Annotated in this window: 13 protein-coding genes; 3 read left to right on the top strand and 10 right to left on the bottom strand. The window is 66.8% G+C overall.

The window, feature by feature from the left end:
• Nucleotides 1-2 precede the first annotated feature (2 nt).
• From J3E61_RS06275 to J3E61_RS06265, 3 genes are all read right to left on the bottom strand, one after another.
• Nucleotides 3-761, bottom strand: a complete 759-nt coding sequence (locus J3E61_RS06275) for an SGNH/GDSL hydrolase family protein (RefSeq protein WP_210082974.1) — start codon at nt 759-761, stop codon at nt 3-5.
• 110 nt (nt 762-871) lie between these two features.
• Nucleotides 872-2107: an arsenic transporter gene (locus J3E61_RS06270; protein WP_210082973.1), complete on the bottom strand. Its 1236-nt coding sequence runs from the start codon at nt 2105-2107 to the stop codon at nt 872-874.
• Nucleotides 2098-3018, bottom strand: a complete 921-nt coding sequence (locus tag J3E61_RS06265; RefSeq protein ID WP_210082972.1) for an MBL fold metallo-hydrolase — start codon at nt 3016-3018, stop codon at nt 2098-2100. Before J3E61_RS06265 ends, J3E61_RS06270 begins: the two co-directional genes overlap by 10 nt.
• Before the next feature lie 102 nt (nt 3019-3120).
• Here J3E61_RS06265 and J3E61_RS06260 point away from each other — a divergent pair, with 102 nt between their 5' ends.
• Nucleotides 3121-3375, top strand: a complete 255-nt coding sequence (locus J3E61_RS06260; protein ID WP_192724403.1) for a 30S ribosomal protein S18 — start codon at nt 3121-3123, stop codon at nt 3373-3375.
• On the opposite strand, the gene J3E61_RS06255 is transcribed toward J3E61_RS06260, so the two are convergent.
• Together J3E61_RS06255 and bluB are read right to left on the bottom strand one after the other, a co-directional pair.
• Nucleotides 3368-4126 (bottom strand): LamB/YcsF family protein, encoded by a 759-nt coding sequence (locus tag J3E61_RS06255; RefSeq protein ID WP_210082971.1) that lies wholly within the window; start codon nt 4124-4126, stop codon nt 3368-3370. The two genes, J3E61_RS06260 and J3E61_RS06255, sit on opposite strands and share 8 nt — an antisense overlap.
• A gap of 10 nt (nt 4127-4136) precedes the next feature.
• Entirely contained in the window at nt 4137-4808 is a 672-nt protein-coding gene (gene bluB, locus J3E61_RS06250; RefSeq protein WP_210082970.1) for a 5,6-dimethylbenzimidazole synthase, read from the bottom strand.
• On the opposite strand from bluB, the gene J3E61_RS06245 reads away from it, so the two are divergent.
• Complete coding sequence (locus tag J3E61_RS06245; RefSeq protein ID WP_210082969.1) at nt 4756-5634, top strand: sulfurtransferase; 879 nt, start codon at nt 4756-4758, stop codon at nt 5632-5634. The genes bluB and J3E61_RS06245 overlap by 53 nt on opposite strands.
• Here the strand turns inward: J3E61_RS06245 and J3E61_RS06240 are convergent.
• From J3E61_RS06240 to J3E61_RS06225, 4 genes are read right to left on the bottom strand one after another with little or no spacing between them, the layout of a single operon-like run.
• Nucleotides 5631-7247, bottom strand: a complete 1617-nt coding sequence (locus J3E61_RS06240) for an AMP-binding protein (RefSeq protein ID WP_210082968.1) — start codon at nt 7245-7247, stop codon at nt 5631-5633. The two genes, J3E61_RS06245 and J3E61_RS06240, sit on opposite strands and share 4 nt — an antisense overlap.
• A gap of 32 nt (nt 7248-7279) precedes the next feature.
• Nucleotides 7280-8146, bottom strand: a complete 867-nt coding sequence (locus J3E61_RS06235) for a metal ABC transporter permease (protein ID WP_210082967.1) — start codon at nt 8144-8146, stop codon at nt 7280-7282.
• Nucleotides 8139-8954: a metal ABC transporter ATP-binding protein gene (locus J3E61_RS06230; RefSeq protein WP_210082966.1), complete on the bottom strand. Its 816-nt coding sequence runs from the start codon at nt 8952-8954 to the stop codon at nt 8139-8141. Before J3E61_RS06230 ends, J3E61_RS06235 begins: the two co-directional genes overlap by 8 nt.
• Before the next feature lie 10 nt (nt 8955-8964).
• Complete coding sequence (locus J3E61_RS06225) at nt 8965-9879, bottom strand: zinc ABC transporter substrate-binding protein (protein WP_210082965.1); 915 nt, start codon at nt 9877-9879, stop codon at nt 8965-8967.
• A 91-nt stretch (nt 9880-9970) separates the two neighbouring features.
• Here J3E61_RS06225 and J3E61_RS06220 point away from each other — a divergent pair, with 91 nt between their 5' ends.
• Complete coding sequence (locus J3E61_RS06220) at nt 9971-11071, top strand: LacI family DNA-binding transcriptional regulator (RefSeq protein ID WP_210082964.1); 1101 nt, start codon at nt 9971-9973, stop codon at nt 11069-11071.
• 71 nt (nt 11072-11142) lie between these two features.
• Here J3E61_RS06220 and otsB read toward each other — a convergent pair whose 3' ends face one another.
• Nucleotides 11143-13662, bottom strand: coding sequence for a trehalose-phosphatase (gene otsB / locus J3E61_RS06215; RefSeq protein ID WP_210085455.1), 2520 nt, complete (start codon nt 13660-13662; stop codon nt 11143-11145).
• Nucleotides 13663-13675: the final 13 nt, after the last annotated feature.

Here is a 13675-nt window from a genome sequence, read left to right as displayed (position 1 = left end):
GGCTAGAGAATCGGCGTCAGTGTCGGATACTTCGGCTCGACGCCTCTGCCCGGCGTCGCGCGGCGCAGCCGTTTGGCCACCCAAGGCGCAGCGAACGCCAATGTCCACTGCAGGTTGGCCCAGAAGCTGCGCACGGGAGGATCGGATGACAGCAACGCGGCCGAGCGTGTCGGCAGGGTGTGGGAAACAGTCAGTGCGTCAAGGACTTTCGCGGCCATCCGTTCGTGGCCGAGGGGTGAGAGGTGGATACGGTCGCCTGCCCACAGCCGCGGATCGCGGAACTCGGTGAATCGCCAGAAGTCGACCAACTGAAGGCCGAGATCGTCGGCGATGCCGCGCAATAGTTCGTTGTAGACGGCGGCACGTCCACGCAACCGCCGAAACAGCGGCACCGTGCCCAGATCACCGGCGGTGAATGCCAGCACATGGGCGCCGGTCTGCTGCAGCGTCTTCAGTGCGTCGGCGTATCTGGCCATCATCGCGTCGATGTCGTTGCGAACCAACAGCAGGTCGTTCATGCCCGCGTAGATGATGACTAGGTCGGGTTCGAGCATGACGGCGGTCTGGAGCTGATCTGCGAGGATCTCGTTCATTCTGCGGCCACGCACCGCGAGGTTCGCGTAGCGAAGCCCAGGGTTGACCTGGGCCAGCGCGACTGCGACATGATCCGCCCAGCCACGCAAGCCGTTGGGGCTATTGGGATGTGGGTCGCCGACACCCTCGGTGAACGAGTCGCCGAGCGCCACGTACCTGGTGAACACGACACCAATTTTCCCGATGCTACGGCGATTTGCTCGCCCGCAGCGCGGCAGGTCGGCGAATCGACGTCAGCTGGTCCTTCGTTGTTCGCGTCGTCGTAACCGTCGCTTCGTCAGACGCCGAAGATCCGAAGCCCCACCCACAGGCCGAACACCGCTACCACAAGCGTGACCGGCGTGGTGAGCACGCCGACCCGGGTGAACTCGACGAAACCGACCTTGATGTCGCGGCGTACCACACTGCGCCACAGCAGGTTCGCCAGTGACCCGACATAAGTCAGGTTCGGTCCGATGTTGACGCCGATCAGCACCGCCAGCACGGCGGCCGGGCCCGATACCAACGGCAGAAGTACGAGCACCGCGGGCAGGTTGTTGACGACGTTGGACAGCAGCGCTGCGATCGCGGCGATACCCAGCAGCGCAAGCAGCCCGTGCCCGGCGGGCAGCACGTCGCGCATCGCGTCGTCGAGACCGTTCAGCATGACCGCTGCCACGACGACGCCAAGGCACAACACGAACGCCAGGAACGGCACGTCGAGCGCGGCAACGATTCCGGAGACGGTGCTGCGGCGACGGGCCACACCATGCACGCCGAGCACGACGGCACCGGCAAGCGCGGCCCACGCTGGCGACCAACCGAACAGCGATGTCACCGCGAACCCGACGAGCGTCAACGCGACCACCACGAGTGCGAACACCGGTGTCTGCACCTCTTCGGGGACACCGTCGTGTGTCGGCGTCACCGCCAGATCGCGGCGGAAAAGCCAACGCAGCAGCACGAATTCGACGCCGATCGCCGCCAGCCACGGCAGCGTCATGACGGCGGTGAAGTGGACGAACGACAGGCCCGCCGCACCGAACGCCAGCAGGTTGGTCAGATTGGAAACGGGTAGCAGCAGTGAGGCACTGTTCGCCAGATGCGCCGTGGCGTAGGCATGTGGCCTCGCCGGCACACGGAGAGCACGGGCCGTCGCGAGCACCACGGGCGTGAGCAGGACCACGGTCGCGTCCAGGCTCAGGATCGCCGTCGTGGCCGCCGCTATCGCGAAAACCGTTGCCAGCAAGCCTCGTTGACTGCCTGAATTGGACCGCGCCATGGCCGCACCCGCGGCACGGAACAGCCCTTCGTCGTCGCAGAGCCTGGCCAGCACGAGCACCGCTGCGAGAAAGCCGACCACCGGCAGCAGCCTGCTCACCTCCGCCGCGGCGTCGTGCCAGGAGATCACCCCGAATCCGATCAGCAGGCCTGCGGCAGGCACCGCGACGACGGCCTCCGGCCACCGGTGCGGCCGGACCATCGCGAATCCGAGCACCACAGCCAGCGCCACCAGCGCCAGCGTCAACTCCACGGGTCGCTGCGCTGCCAGAGCGTCGGCAGGTGTAACGGGACGCCGTCCTCTTCGGCCAGCCGGGACAACACCCGCATCGACACGTCGAGGTCGTCGCCTGCGTACGGCAGCGCACGCAGCGGCTTGTGCAGTGGCCGGAAGAAGTCGTCCCAGTGGATCAGCACGACCCGACGGGCGCCGACGGTGCGGACGGTCTCGGTCCAGTAGTCGACGATGTACTCGTCAGGTTGCAGCCCGAGTTGCCCGACGCCGAGGTACACCACAGCGGCGTGCTGCCCGACGAGTGCGCCGCGCAGGAACCCTGCGCTGCCGACGATCAGCATCGTTTTCTCGGATGGGCGGTGATGTATCAGCGTCGACCAGGCTTCGCCGCACTTGTAGGCAGAGACCTTGACCGGCGGCACGACGGGTTCGCGGATGATTCCCGGAAACCGGTCGGGCGGGCAGTGTTCAGCCTCGATGAGCGTGACGTCATAGGCGCCCAGTGTCACCGTCTCGCCCGGTGTGACGGTTGTCAGGCGGTCGCCTGGCAGGCCTGCGCCGCGGCCGACCTGAACCGCCGACGCTCCGCCGACCACGCGTGCGCCCGTTTTCTCGGCGACGACCGCCGAATCCATCGCATGGTCGAAGTGCGTGTGCACCGGCAGCACCGCCTCCAACCGGTGTGCGCCCAGCCGGGCCAGGCAGCCGTCGATGCGCGGTGTCGACGGCTCGAGTCGCCTCAGCCCGACCTCGAGCAGGCTGGGCCTGGAGAAGAAGCCGTCCGTCATCAGCGCCGAGTCGCCGTCGTCGATCAACAACGTGGTGACGCCGGCCCACGTCACCGTCAATGGTGCGTTCGGCCCGGCAGCGGGCGCGTCGAACGCGCTGACGTAGTCCCGCAGGTCGGGGCGGCCGAGCTTGAGGCGCATACCGCCACCTTAGAGGCTGCCCGGCGTCGGATAATTGACGGATTCCTGCCGAAATCCGTCATATCCCACACTCTCGACGTCCAGATTGAGGACACTGCTCTGATGGCCAAGAAGTCCCGGATGCGCCGGCCGCCACTGCCAGAGCTCAAGCGGCAGAAGAAGAATCCGCTCAAGGCGCTCGGCGTCACGGCCATCGATTACAAGGACACCCACCTGCTGCGCACGTTCATTTCCGAGCGGGGCAAGATCCGGTCCCGGCGCGTGACAGGGCTGACTCCGCAGCAACAGCGTCAGGTCGCGATCGCGATCAAGAATGCCCGCGAGATGGCGTTGCTGCCGTTCGTCGAGATCAAGTAAACGCCTTCAACTCCACGCCCTCGGCGACGAGCCGATCCCGTACGGCGTTCGCGATTTGCACCGCGCCGGGCGAATCGCCGTGCACGCAAACGGATTCCACGGTGATCGGGATTGTCGAGCCATCTACGGCGGCCACGCGGCCTGCGGTGACCATTGACGTCACCCGCTCGGCGATCTCTGCAACGTTGTGCAGGACGGCATTGGCCAGCTTCCGCGAAACCAGTTGTCCATCAGAGCGATACGCGCGATCGGCGAACGCCTCGGGCACCGTTCGCAGCCCGAGTTCCTGGGCCTCGGCGAAGAACACCGATCCCGAAAGCCCGAGCACAGCGAGACCGGGGTCGACGGCGTGCACTGCCTGTGCGACGGCGCGGGCCTGCCCGTGGTTGTTGACGATCGCGTTGTACAGCGCGCCATGAGGTTTGACGTAGCTGACCGACGAGCCCGCGGTGTGGGCGAGCGCCTGCAGCGCACCGATCTGATAGATGACGTCGGCCGTGAGTTCCTCGGGTGACATGTCGATGAAGCGACGGCCGAACCCCGCCAGGTCGCGATAGCTGACCTGCGCGCCGATCCGCACGCCGCGTTCAGCGGCTGCCCGACAGGTCCGCGCGAGCGTCGCGGCGTCGCCTGCGTGAAACCCGCACGCCACGTTGGCGCTGGTGACCACGTCGAGCATCGCGTCGTCGTCGCCGAGCCGCCAAACCCCGAAGCTCTCGCCAAGATCCGCGTTGAGATCCACTGTCCCCACGGCCGCCAGCCTATGCCGGTGCCGGCGCGGTCCAGCCGTTCTCCGAAACGAATTCACGAAGCGGACGACCGAACCTCCAGTGGTCGATCTCCAGCTGTGGCCTCGGCGGAAAGTCGGGCACCGGTCCAAGGCACAGGATCGCCACCGGCTCCGCCCCATCGGGCATCCCCAGCAGCGCGCCGAGCCGGGCGGGATCGAAGATCGACACCCAGCCCATGCCGAGGCCTTCGGCGCGCGCGGCCAGCCAGAGATTCTGGATCGCGCACGACACGGACGCCAGGTCCATCTGCGGCAGGGTGCGCCTGCCGAACACATGAGCCGCTCGGTCATCGGCGAGCGCCACCACCAGCAGTTCGGCGCATTCGAGAATGCCTTCGACCTTCAGCGAGAGGAACTCGTCGCCCCGGGGGCCCAGCGCCTCGGCGGTGCGCAGCCGCTCCTCATCGACAAGGGCGTGGATTCGCGCGCGCAATCCCGCCTCGGTGATCCTGATGAACCGCCACGGCTGCATCAGCCCGACACTGGGCGCAGCGTGTGCGGCCTGCAGCAGTCGCGCGAGCACGTCCTCTGGCACCGCGGCATCCGGCACGAATCGGCGCATATCGCGTCGCTCGGCGATGGCGCGGTAGATGGCCCGGCGCTCCGTTGCGCTGAAGGCGTGGTCGGTCACGCGCCACAGCATAGGTGGCACCATCGATGCGGTGAGCCGCGACGACGTGTTGATCACCGCAACCGAATTGGCTCAGCGGATGGCCGCCGTTGAGCCGTTGACGATTCTGGATGTCCGCTGGCAGTTGACTGAGCCCGACGGCAGGCCCGCCTACGAGCGGGGCCACCTCCGAGGGGCGGTGTATGTGTCCCTCGAAGACGAGCTGAGCGATCACAGCGTGACCGGGCGCGGACGCCATCCGCTGCCTTCGGGGCGCAGCATCGAGGCCGCGGCCCGGCGGTGGGGCGTGCGCGACGGTGTTCCGGTCGTCGTCTACGACGATTGGAATCGGGCAGGCTCGGCGCGGGCCTGGTGGGTGTTGACCGCCGCGGGCATTGCCGGCGTCCGCATCCTCGACGGCGGCCTGAGCGCATGGACCGGCCCTCTCGAAAGCGGGGCCGTCACACCGGAACCTGGCGACGTGACGGTGGCGCACGACGACCTGTATGCCGGCGCACTGCCAACACTGACCGCGGAGCAGGCCGGCGCTGCCGACGTCTTGCTCGATGCGCGCGCACCCGAGCGATTCCGCGGTGAGGTCGAACCTGTCGATCCGGTCGCAGGCCACATTCCCGGAGCGAGGAACGTGCCGAGCACAGGGTTGTTGAAACCCGACGGCACCTTCGCCCTTGACCGGCTGCCTGTGGTCGATGGAGCAGTCGGAGCCTATTGCGGATCGGGGGTCACCGCATCGGTCGTGGTTGCCGCACTGACCGCCAACGGCACCACTGCGGCGCTCTACCCCGGGTCGTGGTCCGAATGGTGTTCAGACGCAACACATCCGATCGAAACGGGTTAGTCGCGAAGTTCCTGGCCCTCGTAGGCGCCCTTTTCCCATGCCTCGCGGATGGCGAACTTCTGGATCTTGCCGGAGCCGGTGAGCGGGAAGCCGTCGACGGCATACCACTTCGTCGGAGTCTTCTGCGGCGAGATGTGCGCCCGCATGTGCGAACGCAAGTCGGTGATCGTCGGTGCCCGATCATGTGGCCGGATGAATGCGCCGACGACCTCCCCCCAATGGTCGTCGGGAAGACCGACAACGGTCGCCTCCGCGACAGCGGGATGACGGTAGAGGACGTCTTCTATCTCGGCGGGGAAGAGATTCTCGCCGCCGCGAATGATCATGTCCTTGCACCGCCCGACGATTCGGCAGTAGCCGCGCTCGTCCATCACCGCCAGGTCGCCGGTGCGTACCCAGCCGTCAGAGGTCACGGTCTTGGCAGTTGCCTCGGGCATGTTGAAATAGCCGAGCATCGTGAAGTACCCGCGGGCCAAGAGTTCTCCAGGGGAGCCAATAGGCACCGTTTCCATCGATGTGGGGTCGGCAATGCGAATCTCGGTGTGAGGCAGAGGTTTTCCGACCGTCGTACCTTTGTCTTCGGTGCTGTCCGAGGGGAAGGTGTTGGTCAGCACCGGAGAGCACTCGGTCTGGCCGTAGATGATGGTGAAGTCGACACCCAACGCCTCTTCGACGCGGCGCACCAGGGCCTCGGGCACCTGCGTGCCGCCGGCCACCGCTGATTTCCACGACGACAGATCGCGGCGCGACACGCCGGGGTGCTCCATGGCTGCGATGAACATGGTCGGCACGCCGCCCGCGAACCAGGGCCGTTCCCGCTCGATCAGCTCCAGGTAAGTGCCGGGGTCGAACATCGGCATCGGCATGAATCTCGCGCCTCGATCGAGTGCTCCCAGCACGCCCATCACGCATCCAGCCGTGTGAAACAACGGCATTGGCATCAGCATGCCAACACCGTCGGGGATCCCGACCCGATCGACCCACAGCCGGGCGTTGTTGACGATGCTGCTGTGGCGCAGCATGACGCCCTTGGGAAAGCCGGTGGTACCGCTCGTGTACTGAATCTGGGCGGGGTCGTCCGCGCCGACGGTCGGCAGGGTTTTAACGGCCGCGTCGGCCGTTAGTACCTGTAGTTGGTCGAGCCGCAAGACATGGCGTAGCCGCGGCAGGTCGGGTCGGATCGCGTCCATGTGCGCGATCAGCGGATTGCCTCTCACTTCGGGCACCAGTAACACCCCGGCGGCCTTCGACTGGCCGAGTATGTATTTCACCTCCTCGGGCTGGAGGCTGGGATTCACGGTCACCAGAGTCAATCCGGCGAGCGCGGCGCCGTACTCGACGATCACCCACTCCGGCAGGTTGTGCGCCCACACCGCGACGTGCTCACCCGGTTCGAAGTGCTGCAGGAGCCAGTACGCACAGCGTTGCGCGTCGGCGAGCAACTCGGCGTATGTCCACTGCCGTCGATCAGGGGTCGGCAACCCCTCGACCAGGGCGACGCGATCGGGCACTTCGGCGGCGATCTCGCGGAGCCGGCCCCCGACAGTCGCGCCGTCCAACAACGGCAGGCCGCTGCCGTCGGGAATCCAATGCGAGGTGGTCAAAGCACTCATCTGTCGCCCCCCGGTGCCAGGTGAGCAACAGCTTAGCCGGACGCCGACGACCGACCACGACTTCCGATCGCCCAGCACACCAAGAAGATTGCAAACGAAATCGTCGTGACGAACACCGAAACCGGGACGCCGGGGGCAAGAGAGAGCACGATACCGCCGACGGCGGCGATCTCCGCGAAGACCACCGACGCGACGATCGTCGCGATAGGTGAAACGAACACCCGAACCGCAGCCGCGGCGGGCGTGATCAACAGAGACATCACCAGCAGCGCGCCGACGATCTGGACGCCCTGTGCCGCGGTCACTCCGACGAGCGCTGCGAACACAATGCCCAACGCCCGCACCGGAACTCCGCGCCCTGCGGCCACCTCGGGGTCGACGGTCGCGAACAACAACGGGCGGTAGGAGACCGCGAGCACCGCGACGACGAGCACCACGATGACGCTCAACAGTGCCAGGCCGGAGTATCCGACGCCGACGATCTGACCGGTCAGCAATGCGAAACTGGTGCCGGTGCGGCCCGGATACAGATGGATGAACAACACCGCAAGACCGAGTCCGAAGGCGAGCACGACACCGATCGCTGAATCCCGTTCGCGGGCGCGCTGTCCCAAAATTCCGAACAACACGGCAGCCAGCCCGCACCCGATCAGGGCGCCGAGCCCGACATTGAAGCCGGCCAGAAGCGCGAAAGATGCTCCGGTAAGCGATAATTCACTCGATCCATGCACCGCGAAGGACATCTGCCGCATCACGATGAACGGCCCGATCAAACCCGAAACCAATGCAAGCAGGGCTGCGGCCAGAATCGCCTGCTGGACGAAATCGCGGCCAAGCAGGTCTGCAGTGACGTCGAACGAGAACAGCTTCGACAACATGTCCGTGAGTCGTTCAGTCATGGGTGTGTCCGCTCGCATGACCAGAGTGGTCCTCCTGGCCGACCACCACGTAACGGCCGCCGACCTTGACCACCTGGATGTCGGCGCGGTACAGCTCCGACAGCGTGGCCGACGTCATCACCTCCTCGACTGCGCCGACGCGGAACCGGCCGTCGACCAGATACAGCACCCGATCCACATACGGCAGAACGGGATTCACCTCGTGCGTGACGAACAGCACCGCGGTGCCCGCCTCGCGGCGGCGCTGGTCGATCAAGGCGGACACCAACCGGGCGTTGGCCGGGTCGAGGTTGAGCAGCGGTTCGTCGCACAGCAGCAGCACCGGATCGCTCGCCAGCGCCTGCGCGATGCGGATCCGTTGTAGCTCACCGCCGGACATCACGCCGACCGGTACGCCCGCCAGATGCACGCCGTTGACCTGCTTGAGCGCACGCTGCACGGCGGCGTGTTTGGCGCTGCGGTCACCGGGCCGCATACTCGCGACGCCCCACCGGTGGCCGTCGTAACCCAGCCCCACGAGGTCCTGCCCGCGCATCGACAGCCCCCGCTCCACTGAGCGGTGCTGCGGGACGTATCCGATGCGTTCGCTGCCCGCACGCACCGGCTGCTGTTCGACGGTTACGGTGCCCGCGGTCAGCGACATTTGACCGAGCAACACCTTGAGCAGCGAGGTCTTGCCGGTTCCGTTGGGGCCGAGGACGGCGACGAACTCGCCGGCGGCCACGGTCAGGTCGAGATGGTCCCACAGCACGCGGTCGCCGAATGCCAGTCGGGCGCCGGTCAGTTCGGCGACGACGTCAGCAGACACAGACAGAAACCTATCGGCTCGCCTGCGGCGCCTTGTCGAGCTGGTTCGCCATCTGGTCCACCGTCTGCCGCTGCCAGGTCAGGTAGTCGACGCCCGCGGGCAGTGTCTCGGTCACCGAGATGACGGGCACCGATGCTTGATTGGCCGCGTTCTCGAGTTGCTTCGTGACGTCGGTCTGGGTCTGGGTGTTGTACACCAGCGCCGACACCTGGCGCGTCTTGATCAGATCCAGCACGGCGGCCAGGTCGGCGGGCGACGGGTCGCTGTCGCCTTCGATCGCCTTGGTGAACCCCTGCGGCGTCTTGTCGGTGATGCCGGAGTTGGTCAACAGATAGTGCGCGACGGGCTCGGTCGCGACCACGGTCGCTCCTGGATGCGCAGCGCCGATCGCGCGCTCGGCGGTGGCGATGGTGTCGGCCTGGTCGGCGAACTTGGCGGCGTTGGCCTTGTAGTCGTCGGCGTGGACCGCGTCGGCCTGCGAGAGCTTGTCGGCGATCTGATTGGCGACGGACTTGACGGTTTCCAGGTCATAGAACACGTGCTCGTTCGCCGGCTGCGGCCCGGCGGCAGGCAGCAGCGAGTAGGCGTCCACTGCCGCCACGCCCTGATGGCCGGCCAGCACATCGTCGACCCAATGGTCGTAGCCGCCGCCGTTGTAGACGACCAGCGTCGCGTCCGCGATGGCGGCGGCGTCCGACGGCGTGGCCTCGAAGGAGTGCGGATCCTGTGCTGGGTTGGAGATGATCGACTTGACCGATGCGTGATCACCGGCGATGGCGCTGGCCACGCTGCCCCAGACATTGGTCGAGGCCACCACCGACGCCGTGTGGTCGGAGGGGGCTTTGTTGTCCTGGCTGCAGCCGACCGCACCGGCGATCAGGCCGGTGCTCAACGCCAAACCGACCGCTGCCCTGATCGCGCGCATGCTTGCTCCTAATACAAATGAAAACCGTTTCCAATTACTCTACCGCACGGCAACCGAGGTTTATCAACTTGATCGGCTAACCTCGTGGAGCATGTCGAGGAGTTCCACGCCCAGACGGCGTGCGACCCTGGCTTCGTTGGCCGCCGAGCTCAAGGTTTCGCGGACCACCATCTCGAATGCGTACAACCGGCCGGACCAGTTGTCGGCCGACCTGCGCGAGCGCGTACTGGCCACCGCCAAGCGGTTGGGGTACCCGGGTCCCGATCCGGTAGCCCGGTCGCTGCGCACCCGTAAGGCCGGCGCGGTCGGCCTGATGATCACCGAGCCGCTGAACTATTCGTTCTCCGACCCTGCCGCGCTGGATTTCGTTGCCGGACTTGCTGAATCGTGCGAAGAGGCGGGACAAGGCCTGCTACTGGTGGCGGTCGGGCCGAACCGCAGTGTCAGCGAAGGCACCGCGGCCGTGCTCGCCGCGGGTGTCGACGGCTTTGTCGTGTACTCGGCCTCTGATGACGACCCGTATCTGTCCGTCGTGCAGCAGCGGCATCTGCCGGTGGTGGTCGTCGATCAGCCCAAGGACGTACCTGGCACCTCGCGGGTCAGCATCGACGATCGCGCAGCGATGCGAAAGTTGGCGGAATACGTTGTGGGACTGGGCCATCGGGAGATCGGTCTGCTCACCATGCGGCTCGGCCGCGACTGGCCGCACGGTGGGCCCCGACCCGCGGTGGCCGACCCCGAACGCATGCAGACGCCGCACTTTCACGTGCAGCGGGAGCGCATCCACGGCGTCTACGACGCGATGCGGGGAGCCGGGCTGGATCCCAAGTCGCTGACCGTGGTGGAGAGCTACGAACACCTTCCGACGTCGGGCGGGGCGGCGGCCGACGTGGCGCTCGACGCGAATCCGCGCATCACCGCGTTGATGTGTACGGCCGACGTGCTCGCCCTGTCGGCGATGGACCACTTGCGCGCACGCGGGATCTACGTGCCGGGCCAGATGACGGTCACCGGATTCGACGGCATCCCGGAGGCGGTGCGGCGCGGCCTGACGACGGTCGTGCAGTCCAGTATGGAGAAGGGCAGGCGCGCCGGACGGCTGCTGCACAACCCGCCGCGCGACGGCCTGCCGGTAATGGATGTGCTCCCAACAGAAGTGGTGCGCGGCCGCACTGCAGGCCCCCCCGCCTAACTACGCCGAGCGTGCGTGTCTGCACATCGACACGCCGCAAATCGCGTACATTTCGCGCACGCTCGCGGCGCTCAAGCGTCGAGTAACTGCGCGCAGCGCAGCAGCCCGATATGGCTGTAGGCCTGCGGGTGGTTGCCCAGTGCGCGCTCAGCGACCGGGTCGTACTCTTCGGACAACAAACCCGTCGGCCCCGCAGCCGCGACCAACCGGTCGAACAGCGCCTCAGCCTGCGAGCGCTGATCCGTCAGCAGATATGCCTCGAGCAGCCACGCCGCGCACAGATGGAAGCCGCCCTCGGTGCCCGGCAACCCGTCGTCGCGGTGGTATCGGTAAACGGTTGCACCGCTGCGCAATTCGGCTTCGGTGGCGACGACGGTCGCGGCGAACCGCTCGTCGGACGGGTCGATCAGCCCCGACAGCCCGATGTGCAGCGTGGCGGCGTCGAGGTCGGTGCCGTCATATGCGGCGGTGAACGAACGCACCTCGTCGTTCCAGCCACGTTCGCGCACCTGCGCTGAGATCGCATCGCGTAGCGTCGCCCAACCGGGTGGGGCTTCGCGACCGAACTCCTTGGCCAGCTTCAGCGCGCGGTCCACCGTCAACCAGCACATCACCTTCGAGTAGACGTGATGCCGCGGATTGCCGCGGATCTCCCAGATACCGTGATCTGGCTCCACCCAACGACTTTCGACAGCGAACACCATCTCGCTGACCAGATTCCAGTCGGCATCGGTCAGCGCCTCCGCCACTCCGTCGGCCACCCTCCGATGACTCAGATCGCAGATCAGCTGCACCACAGGGCCGAACACGTCGAGTTGCACCTGAACGTTGGCGGCGTTGCCGACCCGCACAGGCCGCGAACCCGCGTAGCCGGGCAGCGAGTCGATGACCGCCTCGGGGCCGAGGATCGCTCCGGACAACGCATACAGCGGATGCAGGCGCTCGGGGCCGTGCATCGTCTCGATCACCCCGTGCAGCCAGTTCAAGTAGCCCTCGGCCTCGACGATCGAGCCCAGCGACACCAGCGCCGAGGCGGTCATCGCCGCATCGCGGATCCAGCAGTAGCGGTAATCCCAGTTGCGAACGCCACCGATCTCCTCGGGCAGCGATGTGGTGGCCGCCGCCATGATCGCGCCGGTGTCGGCATGCACCAAGCCCCGAAGCGTCAGGGCTGAGCGCTTCATCAGCTCCGGTTTCAGCGACGGCAGCGAAAGCCCCGAAACCCAGTCGCTCCAATAGCTTTCCGCGCGTGCGCGCCGTGACGCGTCGTCGACCGGGCTTTCAGCCAAATCCTCAGTACCGCAGCGCAGTTCCAGCACAATCGGCCCCTGGGACGGGTCGATGACCGCCCGCGCGGTCTGGTGTATACCGTCGGGGACGATCTCCCACGCAACGCCCGGCGAGCGCAGCACCATCGGGTCGTTGGTCGCGAACACCCGCAGGCCGCCTTCGTCGACGCGCAGATGCACGGGCGCCTGGGCGAACTCGGGCCGCGGCGCGAACTCGACCACCGCCGCCGCCTGGCCGCTGATCACCCGGATCAGGTCGGTCCGGCCTGCACCGACGTCGTGTGACAGGTAGTCGGTGACAAGCAAGCTGGCCCAACGGGTTTCGACGGTCATTGTGCCGGTCACGTAGCGTTGCGACAGCGGAAGCGCCTCGCGTTGCGGGCCGATCGAGAAGTGCCCCGCGGTCGCATCGCCGAGCAGTCGGGAGAACACGGCGGCCGAATCGGCCTGCGGATGGCACATCCACACCACGTCGGCGTCGGGCGTCAGCAGGGCGACTGTGCGGGAGTTGGACAGCATCGTCAGCCGCTCGATCGGCGTGCTGTGCCCGCCGAGCAACCAGGTTCGACGCGCGTCGAGCAGGCATTCCAGCACGGTCGCAACATCTTCCGGCGATTCGATGCGATAGCCCGCCAAGGTGTCACCGTCGCCGACCTTGATGCCGACGTCGGGTCCGTGCAACCGGCGAAACGCTTTCTCGTCGGTGACGTCGTCGCCGACGAACACCGCGGCCGACGCGCCGTTCTGGTGCCGCAGGATGTCGAGCGCCTGGCCCTTGTCCGTCTGGATGACCGCGAACTCGGCAACGGCCTTGCCCTCGGTGATCTGCGCATCCCAATGCTTCGAGGCGGCGTGCGCCTTCTTCAGCGCCTCATCGGCGTCGGCGGAATCGGCATTGCGCACGTGCAGCGCGACACTGGCCGGCTTGATTTCGACAGCGACGCCCGGATACTCCGCCGCGATCGCGCTCAACGCGTCCTTGATCTTGCCCAGCAGCGCCTTGGCGGCATCGTCGATCGCGTGCACGAAGCCGGTGTCGAACTCAGATCCGTGCGAGCCGACGAGATGGACCTCGGCGGGCATCCGCGACAGTGTCGCCAGATCGCGCAGTGCACGACCGGAGATCAGTGCAGCCGTCGTCGACGGCAACGCCGCAAGCGAGCGCAGCGCCGCCGCTGATTCCATCAGGGGACGCGCATCGTCGGGGTTCGCGACGATCGGCGCCATGGTGCCGTCGTAGTCGCAGGCCACCAAGAGCCGCGGTACCCGGGCGGCTGTGGTGAGCGCGCGTTGCAGGTCGATTGGTAGCGGTGAA

The sequence above is a fragment of the Mycobacterium sp. OAE908 genome (genome assembly GCF_017872775.1).
Taxonomy (GTDB): Bacteria; Actinomycetota; Actinomycetes; order Mycobacteriales; family Mycobacteriaceae; genus Mycobacterium.
This window is presented reverse-complemented; position numbering and strand designations above follow the sequence as displayed.

Coding starts and splice junctions, on each gene's coding strand:
- J3E61_RS06220 (WP_210082964.1), top strand. CDS start 9,971: ATGTCGAGGAGTTCCACGCCCAGACGGCGTGCGACCCTGGCTTCGTTG.
- J3E61_RS06235 (WP_210082967.1), bottom strand. CDS start 8,146: ATGACTGAACGACTCACGGACATGTTGTCGAAGCTGTTCTCGTTCGAC.
- J3E61_RS06260 (WP_192724403.1), top strand. CDS start 3,121: ATGGCCAAGAAGTCCCGGATGCGCCGGCCGCCACTGCCAGAGCTCAAG.
- bluB (WP_210082970.1), bottom strand. CDS start 4,808: ATGCTGTGGCGCGTGACCGACCACGCCTTCAGCGCAACGGAGCGCCGG.
- J3E61_RS06225 (WP_210082965.1), bottom strand. CDS start 9,879: ATGCGCGCGATCAGGGCAGCGGTCGGTTTGGCGTTGAGCACCGGCCTG.
- J3E61_RS06240 (WP_210082968.1), bottom strand. CDS start 7,247: ATGAGTGCTTTGACCACCTCGCATTGGATTCCCGACGGCAGCGGCCTG.
- J3E61_RS06265 (WP_210082972.1), bottom strand. CDS start 3,018: ATGCGCCTCAAGCTCGGCCGCCCCGACCTGCGGGACTACGTCAGCGCG.
- J3E61_RS06245 (WP_210082969.1), top strand. CDS start 4,756: ATGGCCCGGCGCTCCGTTGCGCTGAAGGCGTGGTCGGTCACGCGCCAC.